16 protein-coding genes and 1 pseudogene are annotated in these 17135 nt (G+C 42.4%); 10 read left to right on the top strand and 7 right to left on the bottom strand.

Annotated elements, in window-relative coordinates; translation table 11 throughout:
- Positions 1-58: 58 nt before the first annotated feature.
- Together OCU50_RS14615 and dcuC are read left to right on the top strand one after the other, a co-directional pair.
- The gene (locus OCU50_RS14615; protein ID WP_060469639.1) at positions 59-1123 is read left to right on the top strand and encodes a GGDEF domain-containing protein; all 1065 of its coding nucleotides are present in this window, start codon (positions 59-61) and stop codon (positions 1121-1123) included.
- A gap of 308 nt (positions 1124-1431) precedes the next feature.
- Positions 1432-2799 carry an anaerobic C4-dicarboxylate transporter DcuC gene (gene dcuC, locus OCU50_RS14610; RefSeq protein ID WP_017058198.1) on the top strand — a complete coding sequence of 456 codons (1368 nt, stop codon included), beginning with the start codon at positions 1432-1434 and terminating at the stop codon, positions 2797-2799.
- A gap of 222 nt (positions 2800-3021) precedes the next feature.
- Here the strand turns inward: dcuC and OCU50_RS14605 are convergent, their stop codons facing one another.
- A complete protein-coding gene (locus OCU50_RS14605; RefSeq protein ID WP_046223521.1) occupies positions 3022-3654 on the bottom strand; it encodes a response regulator in 633 nt (210 codons plus the stop codon).
- Positions 3641-5372 (bottom strand): annotated as a pseudogene (narQ, locus tag OCU50_RS14600) (nitrate/nitrite two-component system sensor histidine kinase NarQ). The gene OCU50_RS14605 and the pseudogene narQ overlap by 14 nt, the downstream one beginning before the upstream one ends.
- Positions 5373-5625: 253 nt before the next feature.
- Between narQ and napF the strand changes: the two are divergent.
- The 6 genes from napF (at position 5626) to OCU50_RS14570 (ending at position 10266) form a co-directional block, all read left to right on the top strand.
- A complete protein-coding gene (gene napF, locus OCU50_RS14595; RefSeq protein WP_060469638.1) occupies positions 5626-6105 on the top strand; it encodes a ferredoxin-type protein NapF in 480 nt (159 codons plus the stop codon).
- A gap of 22 nt (positions 6106-6127) precedes the next feature.
- Positions 6128-6433 (top strand): chaperone NapD, encoded by a 306-nt coding sequence (locus tag OCU50_RS14590; RefSeq protein ID WP_017058194.1) that lies wholly within the window; start codon positions 6128-6130, stop codon positions 6431-6433.
- Positions 6430-8919, top strand: coding sequence for a periplasmic nitrate reductase subunit alpha (napA, locus tag OCU50_RS14585; RefSeq protein WP_060469637.1), 2490 nt, complete (start codon positions 6430-6432; stop codon positions 8917-8919). The genes OCU50_RS14590 and napA overlap by 4 nt, the downstream gene beginning before the upstream one ends.
- A 125-nt stretch (positions 8920-9044) precedes the next feature.
- A complete protein-coding gene (locus OCU50_RS14580) occupies positions 9045-9506 on the top strand; it encodes a nitrate reductase cytochrome c-type subunit (protein ID WP_017062614.1) in 462 nt (153 codons plus the stop codon).
- Positions 9507-9535: 29 nt separating this feature from the next.
- The gene (locus OCU50_RS14575; protein ID WP_009845456.1) at positions 9536-10117 is read left to right on the top strand and encodes a NapC/NirT family cytochrome c; all 582 of its coding nucleotides are present in this window, start codon (positions 9536-9538) and stop codon (positions 10115-10117) included.
- A gap of 11 nt (positions 10118-10128) precedes the next feature.
- Positions 10129-10266, top strand: a complete 138-nt coding sequence (locus tag OCU50_RS14570; protein ID WP_010430103.1) for a TIGR02808 family protein — start codon at positions 10129-10131, stop codon at positions 10264-10266.
- 128 nt (positions 10267-10394) lie between these two features.
- Here the strand turns inward: OCU50_RS14570 and phaC are convergent, their stop codons facing one another.
- The 5 genes from phaC to OCU50_RS14545 all read right to left on the bottom strand — a co-directional run bounded on the left by phaC (position 10395) and on the right by OCU50_RS14545 (position 15875).
- Positions 10395-12206, bottom strand: coding sequence for a class I poly(R)-hydroxyalkanoic acid synthase (gene phaC, locus OCU50_RS14565; RefSeq protein ID WP_060469636.1), 1812 nt, complete (start codon positions 12204-12206; stop codon positions 10395-10397).
- Between the two features lie 75 nt (positions 12207-12281).
- Positions 12282-12629 (bottom strand): phasin family protein, encoded by a 348-nt coding sequence (locus tag OCU50_RS14560; protein WP_060469635.1) that lies wholly within the window; start codon positions 12627-12629, stop codon positions 12282-12284.
- A gap of 121 nt (positions 12630-12750) precedes the next feature.
- Positions 12751-13962, bottom strand: coding sequence for an acetyl-CoA C-acetyltransferase (locus OCU50_RS14555; RefSeq protein ID WP_060469634.1), 1212 nt, complete (start codon positions 13960-13962; stop codon positions 12751-12753).
- Between the two features lie 26 nt (positions 13963-13988).
- On the bottom strand, positions 13989-14729 hold the full coding sequence (locus tag OCU50_RS14550) for an SDR family oxidoreductase (RefSeq protein WP_060469633.1): 741 nt from the start codon (positions 14727-14729) through the stop codon (positions 13989-13991).
- A 465-nt stretch (positions 14730-15194) separates the two neighbouring features.
- Complete coding sequence (locus OCU50_RS14545) at positions 15195-15875, bottom strand: hypothetical protein (RefSeq protein WP_060469632.1); 681 nt, start codon at positions 15873-15875, stop codon at positions 15195-15197.
- A 96-nt stretch (positions 15876-15971) separates the two neighbouring features.
- Between OCU50_RS14545 and OCU50_RS14540 the strand changes: the two genes are divergently transcribed.
- Both OCU50_RS14540 and OCU50_RS14535 read left to right on the top strand, forming a co-directional pair.
- The gene (locus OCU50_RS14540) at positions 15972-16547 is read left to right on the top strand and encodes a hypothetical protein (RefSeq protein WP_060469631.1); all 576 of its coding nucleotides are present in this window, start codon (positions 15972-15974) and stop codon (positions 16545-16547) included.
- A gap of 237 nt (positions 16548-16784) precedes the next feature.
- A complete protein-coding gene (locus OCU50_RS14535; protein WP_017058186.1) occupies positions 16785-17027 on the top strand; it encodes a hypothetical protein in 243 nt (80 codons plus the stop codon).
- The last annotated feature ends 108 nt before the right edge of the window (positions 17028-17135 follow it).

The following is a 17135-nucleotide window of genomic DNA, read 5'->3' as shown; positions in this document are numbered from 1 at the left end:
GTTTGCATTAATACATACTATTGCTTTACCAACGAATAATATAACAAGGTATTTTGGTATGAATAGACGTAAGTTCATGTTTGACAGCAACACCGATGCTCTATTCGATTTGCATAATAAAAGAAGAGTATTGAAGTTTATTGTGTTAGTTGCAATGCTCACTTTCTTACCATTGATCATCAAGAATTTTGTTATTGGTGAAGCTTTTCTCGCTTTAATTTTACTCTCTTTTTTAGCTACCTTGTTGATTGAAGTTTATGTCGCCTTATACCTCCATAAAAAAATAATTGGTCATTTGATCCCACTAACTCTTATTACATTTTCGATTATTTTAAGTGTGGATATATTTGGAACTCTTGCAACGTACTGGGTATTTCCAATCATCACAGCCATTGTATTTGTTATCCCTCAACGTTTAGCTATTGCCACCAATGGTATTATTATCCTAGGGACAAGCATGGTGGCTTTACAGCATCAACCTCTCTCGATTACCCTTCGCTTTTTTTTAGCGCTGCTTTGTTGCTCTTTCATCTCTCACTTTGCCATTGAGGCTATTCGTAAGTTGCAACATGAACTTCGTAACCTGTCTACCAAAGACTCTTTAACTGGCGCATTTAACCGCTATCAACTGGAGACATTTTTACAAAACGCAGCCGATAAGAAGATGCCAAATCAACAGTCGCCAAGTCAATCTTCTATAGCAATAATTGACATTGATTATTTTAAGCAAGTCAATGATTTGTACGGTCATGATGTAGGGGATCAAATTATTAAAGAAGTGGTGGATACAATTAAGGCCAACACACGAAAAAGTGATACTTTATTTAGGCTTGGTGGGGATGAATTTCTACTCTTGCTGATTGATACTTCAAAAAAAGAGGCAAATGATATCGTGAAGCATTTCTCTAACCTGGTTTCGGCAGGGCGAAATTCAGCACCTTGTCAAATTAACTTGAGTATTGGTATTGCTGAGCTTATTTCTAATGAAGAAATTGATACTTGGATGAAGCGGGCTGACGAGGCTCTGTATGCTGCAAAACATAATGGTCGTAACCAAGTACACATAGACGACACGGCTTGTTCATCAACACAGGCTAACTCACTAGGGACTAAAATTAATTAAATGTATTTATCGCAATGTTTTATGCTTTTGCCTCAAAGCTTCTCAAATTCTATAGACTTCGTTTATCACACCTACAAAATGCTTTAAAGTGATCCGTTCTATATTCTTTAAACTAAAGAGAAACACCAATTAACATCTAAACAACACTAGTCATTCATGATTTATAACCAGAATTAACATCGAAAAAAATGTTTGTTTTAGATCATACCAACCTCAACTATACCTCGTGCCACAGCGCAGTTTTCTGTACATTCACAGTCATATTCTGAAACACTTTCTTATATTTTTTAAACTTTGCGGAGATTTCTATGTTAGAGCTCTTGATCGGATTCGTGATTACCATCGCTGTTGGTTACTTTATCGTCAAAGGCTATAAAGCAGCGGGTGTATTACTGACTGCTGGCCTTGCCCTACTTCTTATTACTGGCCTTATTGGCCATACTGTTTTACCAGCTAAAGTCGCTTCAACAGGTAATGTGGTTACCGACTCACTAGAATTCGTTAAGTACATGCTCCAATATCGAGGTGGCGGCCTAGGCATGCAGATCATGCTTTTGTGTGGTTTTGCTTCCTACATGACACACATCGGCGCCAACAACGTGGTAGTGAAACAGTTCTCTAAACCGCTTGCTGTGATCAAATCTCCTTATGTACTGCTAGTAGCGGCTTACATTGTAGCTTGTTTGATGTCACTTGCTGTCAGTTCGGCAACAGGTCTGGGGGTATTGTTGATGGCGACCTTATTTCCAATGATGACAGCAATGGGTATCTCTCGCCCAGCAGCTGTCGCGGTTTGTGCATCACCTGCGGCAATCATACTTTCACCAACATCTGGTGATGTTGTTATTGCCGCTGAAAAATCCGGAATGTCTTTAGATGTGTTTGCCGTTCAAACGGTACTACCAGTGTCTATCTGTGCAATCATCGTGATGGCTGCTGCAGCTTTCTTCTGGAACAAGTACCTAGATAAGAAAGAAAATACACCCATGGAAAAAGTAGACGTTTCTGAAATCGAAACAACAGCACCCGCTTTCTACGCTGCATTACCATTTCTACCTATCATCGGTGTCTTCCTATTCAACGGCCGCACTATTCCGGGGCTTTCACTTGATATCTACACCATCGTAGTTGGCTCTATCTTCGTAGGTGCGCTCATCGATTACGTTGTTAAGAAATTCGACGGAGAAAAAACACTGGAAGACCTAGACTCTTGCTATCAAGGTATGGCAGAAGCATTTAAAGGCGTGGTAATGCTTTTGGTTGCGGCAGGTGTGTTCGCTCAAGGCTTAATGTCTATAGGTGCGATTGATAACCTAATCGGCCTTGCTGAATCGGCAGGTGCTGGCGGTATTGCCTTAATGCTTATCCTAACGGGCCTAACGGTTGCTGCGGCTATCGCGACCGGCTCTGGTAACGCACCTTTCTATGCTTTCGTAGAACTGGCTCCATCACTGGCAGCTAAGATGGGCTTGAACCCAGCATTCCTCATTATCCCAATGCTCCAAGCGTCTAACTTAGGCCGTACCATATCTCCAGTATCTGGTGTGGTTGTTGCTACATCTGGTATGGGTAAAATTAGTCCATTCGAAGTCGTTAAACGTACTTCTGTACCCGTAATTTGTGGTCTTATTACGGTTATCTTCGGTACGCTGGTATTGGTTCCAATGACGGCGTAAACCCAACTTTCGTAAGAGCAACAGCTTAGTGATTCGAACCACAGTACCGATATAAAATGCTTAAATAAAAAGGCACTGAGCTTAATAAGGTCAGTGCTTTTTTGTGTCTCTTTTTATCTATTTAGCTTCGCGTTCTGATTTCAACAAAAGCGATCACATGTAAATTAGGCATCGAAACTAAGCAGTACGGCTTAAAATAGTTTAATTTCAAAGGAATAAGCCCTACTTCATTTCTCCGTAACGTTCTAGGTAAAGAACGGTTGCGGCGGTACGTGAAGGCACCTGTAGCTTTTTCAGTAGGCTCTTCATATGTACCTTAACCGTCGATTCAGAAATGAACAAATGATCAGCGATCTGCTTATTACGATAACCTTTTGCGACTTCTTGAAGGATCTGCATTTCACGTTCAGTCAGCTGATCGAAGATATCTTTACGACTGACGGTATCACTCAAATAGCGAGCAACAACATCGCTGTAGGCCTTGTCGCCACTATGCGCTTGCTTAAGTAACTCAATCAATTCATCAGGTTCAGTGTCTTTCAACAAGTAACCGTCAGCACCTGCTTTTACTATAGCTTCAATATCTGCAGGACTATCCGAGACAGTTAAAATAACAATGTTAGCGCTCGACCCATCAGTACGAAGCGCTTTTAAAGTATCGAGCCCTGACATCCCCTTCATATTGAGATCCAACAGGATCAAATCAGGTTCTTCTTCATGAGCAAGAGCGATCGCTTCAGTGCCATTGCTTGCTTCCGCAATCACTTCGAATTCATCTTCAAAGCTCAGTAATTGGCTTATACCTCTGCGCATCAATGGATGATCATCAACCAGTATTACTTTACAAATCGTCAACTTGAACTTCCTTCAAAATTTTATATTTTAATATGACTGTACAGCCTTCACCCTTTGCTGCTTCAACCGTTAAGTCGCCATTCAGTCTTGCCGCTCGCTCCTGCATGATGCTCATTCCATAGTGGTTCATTTTAGAACTACTGGGATCAAAGCCATCTCCATTATCCTTAATCACAACTAATACTTCACCATTTTCATTTATGCAGCATACATCTATTAAGCCTGCATTGGCGTGTTTTATGGCGTTTATTGTTGCCTCACGAATCAATTGAAGCAGGTGAACTTGACTATGAGCATCAAGTTCAATAGATGAAAGATTATTGGTTAAATTAATCTTCGCATCGGTACGCTCATTGAGTTGTTCGAGCATCGTACCCAAAGCATCTCCAAAGCTACCTTCTTTGATAGATAACCTAAATGTAGTGAGCAGCTCCCGAAGTTGAGTATAGGCATTAGCTAAACCAACCCCTATCTCAGAGGCTATCTGTTCTGACTGCTCTCTGTGTTTATGTTCAGGTAATTTGCTAACAACACGCTTTAACAAAGTGACTTGAATCTTCAAATATGAAAGAGATTGGGCCAATGAATCGTGTAGTTCACGCGCTATCGTTGCACGCTCTTCCATAATGATAAGCTGCTCAGCTTTCTTTTGAGCACGATTATAATAGATCGCTCGCGATAGCAATTGAATAAAGCTTTCAATCAAAGTTTTTGTTGAGTGCCCATGATGATATGCACAATATAAATAACCCAAAATCAGTTCGTTATCATCCAACTTCATCTCAAATTTTTCATAGTTACAATTTGAGTCGTAACCTTCATCCAGAATCAGTGACCGGCCTGAATTATCAACAATTTCTAACCTTAATGATTCGATTCCTTCAAGGCTAGCTAAGTGTTGTAAGATCGCTCTAAAGTTTTCTGGGGCAATACGCGTCACTGTGAGTTCTTGTGAGGAATAATAGAGCGCCTGCAATGATTGATTGGCATTTTGCAGTTCAACTGTTTTGGCATCAACGACATCTTCAAGATTTCGATAAAGCACCCCCCAAATCTTTGGCCATTGAGTTGAACGTTTTGGTCAAAATACCGAGTTCATTGCTGTTCGTCACTTCCAACTGAACCTCAAAGTCACTGTTCTTTATTCGCTGACTTGCTCCAACTAACGCATGGAGAGGTTTAACAACTTGTTTACGTACGAAGTGAACAACAAAAAGAGATATGACGAGAATACCACCTAGCCCTACGCCACCAGCCCACGCTAATTTTATCAGCTTATTCTCTGAGAACTGTTGAAGCTTGAAAACAAAATGGTCTATCTCGTTCACGAAGTTTTCGACTAACACTAAATAGTGCTTACGATCTTCGCTATTCAAAACACGCTTCAATTCATGCCAACGCCCAATGATCAAGTAATAATCTTCTGTGATGTCCGTAGGAACATTCCAACTGACCAACTTGGTCATAGATGGAGAGTAAAGCGATCGCTCAAACTCGTGAATATGAGAATCATAATCAACTGATTCTATTTGAATATCATGGGCTAAGCGGTAGCTCTGCATACGCATTGAACCAGCGACGTTAACCGCCTCCGCATCATTCAAACTTGAAGCCAAAGTAAAGATGGCAAAGCCAGTAGTCGCAACCGACAACAGCAGTATAAATAGCAATGATTTCGCTATTGTACTAGTGACAGATGAAACCGGTTTTATAAGCAAAAGAGTCTTCCTATTTATAAATAACTAGCTAGCGAAATGATATTGTCACACATCAAATATCATAGCTCCATTCAATATGTGATCACTCGCTTCGTAATTTATTGATCTAAGACAATATATCCCCCCAATTAGCCCTTAGGGGGTATTTATACAATTGTTTCTAAAACTACACTACTTGTGAGGATTAATGACAAGATATTAATGAAACAATGACCTACAGTTACAACATATTAGCAACATCTATAGGTATTTAGTGGTAGATCTATCAAAACGACGTCTATTCTCTAGACGAAAGGTTGACTCAAGTCAGATTCGTTTGCCTTGGATTAATAACCTAGAAAGCTTTGCAGATGACTGCACTCGCTGTGGTAAATGTATCGAGAGCTGTGAAACTAAGATAATCATTGTGGGCGATGGTGGATTCCCTACTGTCGACTTTTCTATCGATGAATGCACCTTCTGTTATCAGTGTGCAGACATTTGTCCTGAACCCATTTTTAAGCCAAAGCATGAAAAGCCTTGGCAAGCAAAAGCACAGATCTCCGATCAGTGTTTAGCGCAACAAAATGTTGAATGTCGAAGCTGTGGTGACATGTGTGAACCCATGGCTATTCAATTTCAACTTAGAGCCGGCAGTGTTGCTCTACCAAAGATCAAGTTAAATGAGTGTAGCGGTTGTGGGGCCTGCGTAGCAGTTTGCCCAACCTCAGCTATTCTTGTGAGTAATGCATAAATAAAAATAACGAGAGCAATTTATGGCACTAAATGAAGTGCATATATCAAGTTTAGTCGTGCATGTGAGCCCTGAGCATCTAAATGAGATCAAAGCAGAGATCGAGCAATTCGATAACGCTGAAATCTACGGAGATAGCCCTGAAGGCAAAATCATCGTGGTCCTAGAAACCGAAAACCAAGGTTTTGTAACGGACACCATCGAAGCAATAAACAACATTAAGAACGTTTTAGGGACAGCTTTGGTTTATCACCAAATCGAAACTGGACTAGAAGAAACGGATTTAGAAACTGGAAGCAACAATTCTCAACTTGAGGGTGAAGTATGAAAATGACAAGACGTGCGTTTGTGAAAGCAAACGCAGCTGCATCAGCGGCAGCCGTTGCAGGTGTAACACTACCAGCAACCGCAACCAACCTGATTGCTAGCTCTGATCAAACAAAAATCACGTGGGATAAAGCGCCTTGTCGTTTTTGTGGTACGGGCTGTTCAGTACTAGTGGGTACTCAAAACGGCAAAGTGGTCGCGACTCAAGGCGACCCAGAAGCACCAGTAAACAAAGGCCTTAACTGTATCAAAGGCTACTTCCTTTCAAAAATCATGTACGGCAAAGACCGTCTAGAACAACCTCTTCTTCGTATGAAAGATGGTGAATTCCATAAAGATGGTGACTTCGCCCCCGTATCTTGGGATAAAGCGTTCGACGTAATGGCTGAGAAATGGAAAGCTTCTCTTAAGAAGAACGGTCCAACAGGTGTTGGTATGTTCGGTTCAGGCCAATGGACCGTGATGGAAGGCTACGCAGCCGTTAAGATGATGAAAGCGGGTTTCCGTTCAAACAACATCGATCCAAACGCTCGTCACTGTATGGCTTCAGCGGTAGGCGCATTCATGCGTACTTTCGGTATCGATGAGCCAATGGGTTGTTACGATGACTTTGAACACGCAGACGCATTCGTACTGTGGGGTTCAAACATGGCAGAAATGCACCCTGTACTATGGACTCGCATTACCGACCGTCGTCTAAGCCACCCACACGTTAAAGTAAACGTACTGTCTACTTACTACCACCGTTCTTTCGAGCTTGCAGACACGGGTTACATCTTCGAACCTCAATCAGATCTAGCAATTGCTAACTTCATTGCTAACTACATCATTCAAAACGATGCGGTGAATTGGGACTTCGTGAACAAGCACACGAACTTCAAGCAAGCAACGACAGACATCGGTTATGGCCTTCGTGACGACGACCCACTACAGCAAGCCGCTGCGAACCCTAACTCGGGAAAAATGACGGCAATTACGTTCGAAGAGTACAAAGCTTCTGTTGCTGAATACACCGTTGAGAAAGCCTCTGAAATGTCAGGTGTCTCTCAAGATGACCTTATCAAGCTGGCTAAGCAATACGCAGATCCAAACATCAAAGTGATGTCTCTATGGACAATGGGCATGAACCAACATACTCGTGGTGTGTGGATGAACAGCCTTGTGTACAACATCCACCTTCTAACGGGTAAGATTTCTACTCCAGGTAACAGTCCGTTCTCACTAACAGGCCAACCATCTGCGTGTGGTACTGCTCGTGAAGTTGGTACATTCTCTCACCGTCTACCAGCAGATATGGTGGTTGCGAACCCTAAACACCGTAAGATCGCAGAAGACATCTGGAAACTTCCAGAAGGGACTATTCCACCTAAACCAGGTGCTCACGCTGTTGTTCAAGACCGTATGCTTAAAGATGGCAAGATCAATGCTTACTGGGTAATGTGTAACAACAACATGCAAGCGGGTCCAAACATCAACACTGAACGTCTGCCAGGTTACCGCAACCCAGACAACTTCATTGTATGTTCAGACCCGTACCCAACAGCAACGGCTCAAGCGGCTGACCTTATCCTTCCTACCGCAATGTGGATTGAGAAAGAAGGTGCTTACGGTAACGCAGAACGTCGTACACAAGCGTGGTACCAACAAGTGAAAACCGTAGGTGAAGCTAAGTCTGACCTATGGCAAATCATGGAATTCTCTAAACGCTTCACTGTTGAAGAAGTTTGGGGCGAAGAACTTCTTGCTAAAGCACCGGAGCATCGTGGTAAAACGATGTACGACGTGCTTTACAAAAACGGCAACGTTGATGCATTCCCACTGTCTGAAGCTCAAGAGCTTAACGACGATGCACAAGCTCAAGGTTTCTACGTTCAAAAAGGTCTATTCGAAGAATACGCAGCCTTTGGTCGCGGCCACGGTCACGATTTAGCACCATACGATCGCTACCATCAAGTTCGTGGCCTACGCTGGCCTGTTGTTGACGGTAAAGAAACACTATGGCGCTTTAAAGAAGGTTCAGATCCATACGCGAAGAAAGGTTCTGATTGGGACTTCTACGGTAAGCCAGATGGTAAAGCACTGATCATCAACGCACCATACGAAGCACCACCTGAAGTACCAAACGATGAATACGACATGTGGCTATGTACTGGTCGTGTTCTTGAACATTGGCATACAGGTACTATGACTCGTCGTGTACCAGAACTTTACAAAGCAGTACCGGATGCACTTTGTTACATCCACCCTGCTGACGCTAAAGCTCGTGGCCTTCGTCGTGGTGATGAAGTTCTTATCGAAAATAAACGTGGTGAAGTACGCGTTCGTGTTGAAACTCGCGGCCGTAACCGTCCACCACAAGGCTTGGTATTCGTACCATTCTTTGATGCAAGAATTCTGATCAATAAGTTGATCTTGGATGCAACGGATCCTCTGTCTAAACAGACGGATTACAAGAAGTGTCCAGTTAAGATCACTAAGGTCGCTTAAGGACAATATGTTCTTACCACTTAGCTCGTAGATCTGACGTATTTAATATTGCGACTGCTTTTTTCGTTACTTTTTGAAAGAAGTAGTCCACTCAAAGAATTAGCCTTTAGGCGGAGAAATTAACCATGAAAAAACTGATTACTGCCCTACTATCAGCTGGTCTTTTGCTAGCTGGTGCAGTTCAAGCTGAAGCTGAGCTGGATAACCCAGGCGGCATTGGTGGCGTAGAATCTCTACGTGGTGCAAGTGAACTTGAAGCAACTCGCGCAGCAGATGACTTCAAAAAGTTCCCTCGTGACCAAGTACTTGAGAGTGACTACGTATACCAACCACCTCTAGTGCCTCATACTATTCGTAGCTATGAAGTTTCTCTTAACGCTAACAAGTGTCTTTCTTGCCACAGCTGGAAAAACGCAAAAGAAATGGGTGCGACTAAAGTGAGTGTAACTCACTACATGAACCGTGAAGATGCGGTACTTGCAGACGTATCACCTCGTCGTTACTTCTGTCTACAGTGCCACGTACCTCAAGCTAATGCTAAGCCACTAGTTGAGAACGAGTTCAAACCTGTAGATTCACTGCGTTAATCGTAGCCGGACTGTAAGAGAGGCTATATATGATAAAATTACTTAAAGCGTTTTGGAAAAGACTCGCGACACCAAGTAAAGCAGCCGTAGGCGTTGTTTTGTTCTTGGGTTTCTCGGGTGGTCTTTTGTTCTGGGGTGCATTCAACACGGGTATGGAGGCAACCAACACGGAAGAGTTCTGTTCTGGCTGTCACGCACCTATCGTTGCTGAAATCCAAGAGACCATTCACTACTCTAACCGTTCTGGTGTTCGTGCAATCTGTTCAGACTGTCACGTGCCTCATGAGTGGACAGATAAGATTGTTCGTAAGGTTCAAGCATCTAAAGAGCTATACGCACACTTTATTGCAAAAACCATCAACACCGAAGAAAAGTTCAAAGCACGTCGTGCTCACCTAGCGGAACGCGAATGGGCTCGATTGAAAAAGAACGATTCACTTGAGTGTCGTAACTGTCACCAGTTCGATTACATGGACTTCTCAGAGCAGAGCCCTCGTAGTGCGAAACAACACTCGACTGCGCTAGCTTCTGGTGAAAAAACATGTGTAGACTGTCACAAAGGTATTGCACATAAACTACCAGACATGCATGGCGTTGAAGGCTGGCAATAAGGAGCGATTGAATGAGTACTTTAGAGAGCGTAATTTGGCATATCCTGGGTTACAGTGCGATGCCAGTGATCATTCTTGGTGGTTTCGCAGGTGTAGCAGCCGTATCTCTTTGGATTTTATCTATGGGTAAAGATAAAGAAATCGATTAAGAATCGAGATTGCGTCAACTTATGTCAATTATGTTTTGAGATAAGTTGACACTAAAAAGCCACTGAAATCAGTGGCTTTTTTATTATCTGACGTTGTATATCTCTATTATTGAAAGTGATTTAACACCCTAAGCTTCTTTCTCTGCGGTCTCTGTATCAACCTGCTCTTTATCGACAATCGGCAGCACTTGTTTTACATAGTTGCCTGGCGCTTTGCCAATCACAGGGTTAAGCTCAGATCCTTGATTAAAAGGTTCAATTTTCTCGTCAGCCTCAAAGCCTTGTAACCACTGATCCCAATGTGACCACCATGAGCCTTCACTATAGCTTGCATTCGCTAGCCACTCGTCAGCAGAGTCGTCTAGGCTGTCATTCACCCAATAGCCATATTTCTTCTTGTCTGGATGGTTAACAATACCAGCAATATGCCCAGACTCACCCAACACAAAGGTTTTGTTGCCACCCGTATTCAATGCGCCGCGATAAGTCCCCTGCCACAAAGCAATATGGTCTTCTTTGGCTGAAATAAAGTAGCTTGGTATTTTGATCTTATTCAAATCAATCCAAACACCGCCCACTTTCACACCTTTGTCTTGAATCAGTTTGTTTTCAAGGTAGAGCTCACGCAGCAAGAAGTTATGACATTTAGCGGCTACGTTAGTGCTATCACTGTTCCAATACAATAGATCAAACTCCATCGGGCTGCTGCCTTTGAGATAGTTATCAATGTAGTAGTTCCAGTACAGACTGTTTTCACGAAGCAAACTAAACGTCACGCTCAGTGAACGACCATCCATATAGCCTTTCGCGTCGTTCTGTTTCTCGATCGCGTTAATGATCGTTTCGTTGATGTACGCGCCAACCTCACCCGGCTGAGAGAAATCCAACAAAGTAGTAAAAAAAGTGGCGGTTTTAATGCGCTTTTTCATGCGCTTCGCAGCGTAGTAAGCCACCGTAGAGGCCAGCACCGTGCCACCAATACAGTAACCTACGGCATTGATTTGCTCTTTACCGGTAATGTCTTCAATCGCGGTAACCGCTTTAACAACGCCCTCCGTGACATAGTCACCGAATTCGAGGTCTTTTTGCGCTTCACCCGGGTTACGCCAAGACATCATGAACACACTGTGCCCTTGTTCAAGCAACCAGCGCACCATCGAGTTCTTCTCACGAAGGTCAAGAATGTAGTACTTATTGATGAACGGTGGAACGATCAACAAAGGCGTCGCGTTCACCTGAGGTGTTTTGGGATAGTACTGAATCAGTTCAAACAGCTCGTTTTGAAAGACAACATCACCTTCGGTATTCGCAACATCCACACCCAATCGGAAGGCGTTGTTGTTGGTCATGCGGATCTTGAGTATATCGGCGCTTGCTTCAACGTCTGCTTGTAACTGCTCTAACCCATCGAGAAGGTTTTCACCATTTCGCTCAAGCGTCAGTTTCATCAACTCTGGGTTAGTCGCAATAAAGTTGCTTGGAGAAAGTGCATTGATTGCCTGACGAGAAAAGAACGCCACTCGCTCTTTGGTTTTTTCGTCAATACCTTCGATCGAGTTGATGGTGTCGATATAGCTTTTACTGAATAACAAATAGGATTGTTTGATAAAGCTGTAGAACGGGTCGTTTTTCCACGCTTCATCAATAAAGCGCTTGTCGCTACGATCTTCGGCTATCACACTCTCGGTGTTGCCCATCAGCGCGGCATTCTGCCAGATCTTAAGTTGCTGTTCCCACCATTGAGATTGTAACTGAAGTAGAACGGCGGGTTGGTTGGCGGCTTGCTCGAAGATTTTTGATGCATCATCAAAGTTCAATTCTTGCATCGCTTGATTGAGGGGAGATTGCGCGGCTTCCTTGTTTTGTTCAAAGCTTTCCCACCATTGCTGGTTCGTTTGTTGAAGTTTAACAAGGTAGTCCGAAAAGAAGTGTTGAAACATAACATGACTCCAATAATCGGAAAATCGCCACCGAGCCTCACAGTAAATACTGCGCTAACTCGATGGCGATTAAATTTATGCAGGTGTAACTGTTTTCAAGTTTTCAGTTGTTAGTGTTTCAACATCTTCTTTGAATTCTTTAGCCACTGTTTGAAGCTTAGTGCTATCACTCATCATCTGCTGAGACAGTTGAGTTAGCGCTGCTAGTTGCTGGCTATTGAAAGCCGTTAAGCTATTTACATCTTTGATTTCGCTTACGGCTTTCATTTGTGCAAGACCCATGTCCGTGTATGTCTGCATCGCATTCATTTGCAATTCCGTCATTGTTTGAACGTTCTTGGCAACCAACTTGTTGAACTTGAAATACGGTTCAAATTGCTTTTCAGTTTGGTCAGTCATTGTTTTGAAAATATCCGTGTACATAAGTAACTCCTGATGAATACATAATTTAGTAATACAAGTTTAGGTAATGTCTTTCTACGAAGGCTCACCATTGGGATAAGCGACTTCGATAAATTGTTAAGCTGCTACAGGCAAGTCAGGCTTAGCCTTCAATACCTTTAAGCAAAACAGCGGTGCCCATTCCTCCACCCACACAGAGTGAAGCAACACCATAAGTTGTCTTTTGTTCGAGCATCTCATGGATAAGTGAAACAATAATTCGATTGCCTGAAGCTCCTAGAGGATGGCCTAGCGCGATCGCTCCACCATTCACATTCACCTTTGGTTTGAAGGTTTCTAAAGGCAGATCGTGCTGCTCAGAAAGCTGATACATCACACCAAGCGCTTGTGCTGCAAAGGCTTCATTCAGTTCAAACAAATCGATCTCTTCAAGCGTTAGTTCAGCTTTGTCGAGCGCTTTTGATACGGCTTCTACTGGGCCTAACCCCATGATCTTCGGGTCCAAACCAGATTGTGCGTAGCTGCTTAGTTCAACCAGTGGTGTTAATCCGTATTTCACGACGGCACTCTCTGATGCCAAGATAATTGCACTCGCACCGTCATTGATACCTGAAGCGTTGCCCGCCGTTACGGTTCCTTCACGGTCGAATGCCGGACGAAGCTTTTGTAGGCCTTCGAATGTTGCGTCAGATTTCGGATACTCATCAGTATCAAAAGTGACTGTCTGTCTGCGCTGCTTAACTTCAACAGGCACGATTTGCTGAGTAAACTTGCCTGCTTCGATTGCCGCCACCGCTTTCTGCTGGCTTTCTAACGCATAGTTATCTTGAGCAAGGCGTGAAATGTTCAATGCATTCGCAATGTTTTCAGCCGTCATGCCCATATGGTAATGATTAAACGCATCCGTTAAACCATCGCCCACCAACAAGTCTTTCATCGATATATCACCCATCTTGTGTCCGTTACGAATACTTGGCGGAACCACAAAAGGGATTTGAGACATCACTTCAACACCAGCCGCAACCACCACTTCAGCGTCTTGCGCCTTAATGTGTGCAGCAGCGTCCATTACTGACTTCATGCCACTGCCACAAATCATGTTGACGCCATACGCGGGTATTTCCTCTGCAAGCCCTGCGTAGATTGCAGCTTGGCGCGCTACGCCCATGCCTTGCCCTGCTGAAATCACGTTGCCGACTATCACTTCGTCAATCGCATCTAACGGTAGGTCTACTTCGTCCAACGCACCTTTAATCGCCACACCAGCTAGTTCACCTGCTGATACGTTGTTTAAAGACCCGGTAAATGCACCAATTGGGGTACGTTTTGCCGCAACAATAAATACTTTTTCCATCATTCCATTCCCTTGAATTTCGCCAATTAGTGCATATACAAGCCGCCATTCACAGACAATGTCTCGCCTGTAATGTACGCGCCAGATTCACTCGCTAAAAAGCCCACTGCGTCCGCAATTTCAACAGGTGTAGCCAAACGTTTCATTGGGATTTGGTTCTTTATTGAATCAAGAACTTCAGGCTTCATTTGCTCAACCATTGGTGTCGCCGTGTAACCAGGAGCAACTACATTCACTGTGACGCCACTGCGAGCGCCTTCGGCTGCCAGTGCTTTGGAGAAGCCAATCATCCCGGCTTTAGCAGCCGAGTAGTTGGTTTGTCCAAACTGACCTTTAAGACCATTGACTGAAGAAATGTTGATGACTCGGCAGTTACCCTTTTCGCACATCGGTGCAAACAAAGGCTGTGTCACATTAAAAAGACTGTTGAGATTGGTCTCTATCACCTCTCTCCATGCTTCCGCATCCATCTTTTTAAAGACACTGTCACGCGTAATACCGGCATTGTTAACCAACACATCAACAGTGCCTTCTTCTTCCAATAACTTGCTTAAGCTCAATGCACATTCAGCAGTGTTAGTAACATCTAATTCAAACAGTCTGACTTGCTCTTCAGTAAATTGTTTTTCCTTAAACCAATCTAGTGCACATTGATAATTCCCAGTAAAATAGGTTGCGATCACACGATATCCATCTGCGACTAGTTTCGAAGATATTGCCGACCCGATACCGCCTTTTGACCCTGTAATTAAAGCAAGCTTTTTCATTAATGGTTCCATCCCTTACAAGAAATTAAATAACAATGATGTTAATAAAATAATGTCTTAGTTAATAATTAAACTTTACGTTTTTCTTTAATTAAACCCTACATCTCAAAATCAAAAAGTATTATTACAAATACAAAATAATTTCATATTATAGCTAAAAACCTGACTTGCCTCTCAAAAAATATGAAATGTTACGCATATGTAAATGTACATAACCCTATGATTTTAAAGTTATTTAATTAATTTTAAATATATCATCAAGATAGTAAACCTTTGTTAATCCAAGATAAACTGACAGATCAAGGCTTGTTTCAACCAGAATGCAATATAGAAAGTAAAAATAATCCATAACGAATATAAAATAAAAAGCCCACTCAATTAATGAGTGGGCTTTAATAGCTTTAAACTTCTAAATAGAAAGGTTAATTTCTATTAATACATCCGACATTAATAGTGGCGTGGATCCTACTTAGTAAATATTTCATTTGTATTTACATCTAAATAAATTTTATTTTCAAGAGATAGTCCGCCGCAATAGATAAAATAGACATCTCGACCACTGTACTTCACCGATTTCACCCAGCCGCCTAATTCTTCGAAATCACTTGGGGCACATTCACCTTCAGAGATCAGCTTAGCAATCGTGTTACGAAACTTCTCTTGGTGAATCTTAAGATCGTCGGATTTAACCAAGTAAGAGTCCAATATCTCTTTATTTTCTTTTTCTGAGATAATCACTTCGTCATTCGATAAACCAGACATTGCGACCCATTCTGCCGTCTGCGGGCCACCTTCTTTTAGGACGATGTAATCTGAGATACGAGCCCATTTACCCTGCTTCTCTAATACTTCGACTTTTTCGCTCTTATAGAGGTAATCCGTTATCAAACCATCAACTTCCGGCTGTTCCACCACTTCAAGCTTTCTGTCCAAAACATAGAACTCTGTCTGTTCTGGCTCAGGTTTAAGCTCCATGATCGGTTCTAAGTCAGATTCAGATTGCTGAGCAACTTCTTCAACTGGTTCTTCGTCTTTCTCTGTTGGTGTTGAGTCTTTTTTCATAACAAAGAAGTAGTACGCCGCTCCTCCTCCGCCCAATATTAACAATACAAGTAAAGCGATCAGCGCTTTTTTCATCAAATCCACCAACTCTTCCGTTTTAGGTATGCTTTAAGTGTACATCAACTCATGTTGTCACTCATCTATACTCTCTAAAGAGAGTACGGTAAGTAGAGGAAAGTCATGCGTTTTTGGGTGAAGGTTATAATTACGAGTGTAGCTTGGAGTGCGAATGTCTCGTTCGCAAACCATTGTAATCGTGAAAACTGGCAAACACTGTTGGATCGCCAGCTCGCATTCGAAGGTCGCTATAACCAATACACCAAAGAATTCAACCGAGTTCTCTCAACTTATCAATCCCAAACTCTTCTCTCTAAACATTTCACTGAAACACAGATCATTGAACTTTGGCTAAAGTACGAACCAAGATTTAATGTACAGCTCAAGAATCATATGAATACCGCTTATGATATCTCTGAGGTTTTGTTAAAGCAGGCATACATGGTATCTACAGAACTCGAAGGGGCTCAGTTTCTCAGCGATTCATGGCAAGCTGTCGCTAAACACTGTGCAACGGCAAAGCGACCAAGCCAATCAGAAAGCGCGCAGGTGCACGTGGCAAGTTCGCAATCGCTTTCCCAAGATCTCCATACACTCAGCGAAAAATTTCGTCAGCTGTCATCAAAGTATCGTCAAGAAGCCGCCATAATAGATAAAGCACGCCGTACTAAAACTCCTGTAAACGACGTCCAAAACTGAAATCCGCACTCGGCTTTCTCTGCTCTTTGACGGAATTAATTTGAATAGTTCGCTAATCAAAGCTTTATCAATAACTTGTAAAGTTAATGTGTCAAACATCAACAATAGAGTTTAATTTCCAACCAACCCAGGCAACTATATGAGATGTTCATCACAAAATAGATTTACAAATACCAGAAAATTGTTATCATGAATATTCATATAACTTAATAACAAGACACATTTTGGCTAGGTAATATGCAAAAGACTATGGCTTTCAACTGCTTGAGTAACACGGAATGGACTGCAGAGGTAAGAGGTAAACTTTTATCTGTAGCTAAACACATGGAAGAGTTCGGTTCAGTAAGTGAGCTAGAGCTATGTAAGATATTTGGAGAAACAATTTGGAATGATGGTGTGGATTATCATTCACATGCTTTTTCATTCAGAATTAATGCACAAACTGGAGATTGTTCAATCTCTCACTTTAAATATCACTAAGTTTTGCACCTATCATGTACGGAGTACCTTTCACGAGTTGCTCCGTTTTTATTGTTGCGTATCTGCAATTTAGTAGACAATCATTAATTGCTCCCGCGATTCCTATCA

The sequence above is a fragment of the Vibrio toranzoniae genome (assembly GCF_024347655.1).
Classification (GTDB): Bacteria; Pseudomonadota; Gammaproteobacteria; order Enterobacterales; family Vibrionaceae; genus Vibrio; species Vibrio toranzoniae.
The sequence above is the reverse complement of the archived record's forward strand: the minus strand, read 5'-3'. Positions and strand labels throughout refer to the sequence as shown.

Coding starts and splice junctions, on each gene's coding strand:
- OCU50_RS14615 (WP_060469639.1), top strand. CDS start 59: ATGAATAGACGTAAGTTCATGTTTGACAGCAACACCGATGCTCTATTC.
- dcuC (WP_017058198.1), top strand. CDS start 1,432: ATGTTAGAGCTCTTGATCGGATTCGTGATTACCATCGCTGTTGGTTAC.
- OCU50_RS14590 (WP_017058194.1), top strand. CDS start 6,128: ATGGCACTAAATGAAGTGCATATATCAAGTTTAGTCGTGCATGTGAGC.
- napA (WP_060469637.1), top strand. CDS start 6,430: ATGAAAATGACAAGACGTGCGTTTGTGAAAGCAAACGCAGCTGCATCA.
- OCU50_RS14580 (WP_017062614.1), top strand. CDS start 9,045: ATGAAAAAACTGATTACTGCCCTACTATCAGCTGGTCTTTTGCTAGCT.
- OCU50_RS14575 (WP_009845456.1), top strand. CDS start 9,536: ATGATAAAATTACTTAAAGCGTTTTGGAAAAGACTCGCGACACCAAGT.
- OCU50_RS14570 (WP_010430103.1), top strand. CDS start 10,129: ATGAGTACTTTAGAGAGCGTAATTTGGCATATCCTGGGTTACAGTGCG.
- phaC (WP_060469636.1), bottom strand. CDS start 12,206: ATGTTTCAACACTTCTTTTCGGACTACCTTGTTAAACTTCAACAAACG.
- OCU50_RS14560 (WP_060469635.1), bottom strand. CDS start 12,629: ATGTACACGGATATTTTCAAAACAATGACTGACCAAACTGAAAAGCAA.
- OCU50_RS14555 (WP_060469634.1), bottom strand. CDS start 13,962: ATGGAAAAAGTATTTATTGTTGCGGCAAAACGTACCCCAATTGGTGCA.
- OCU50_RS14550 (WP_060469633.1), bottom strand. CDS start 14,729: ATGAAAAAGCTTGCTTTAATTACAGGGTCAAAAGGCGGTATCGGGTCG.
- OCU50_RS14540 (WP_060469631.1), top strand. CDS start 15,972: ATGCGTTTTTGGGTGAAGGTTATAATTACGAGTGTAGCTTGGAGTGCG.
- OCU50_RS14535 (WP_017058186.1), top strand. CDS start 16,785: ATGCAAAAGACTATGGCTTTCAACTGCTTGAGTAACACGGAATGGACT.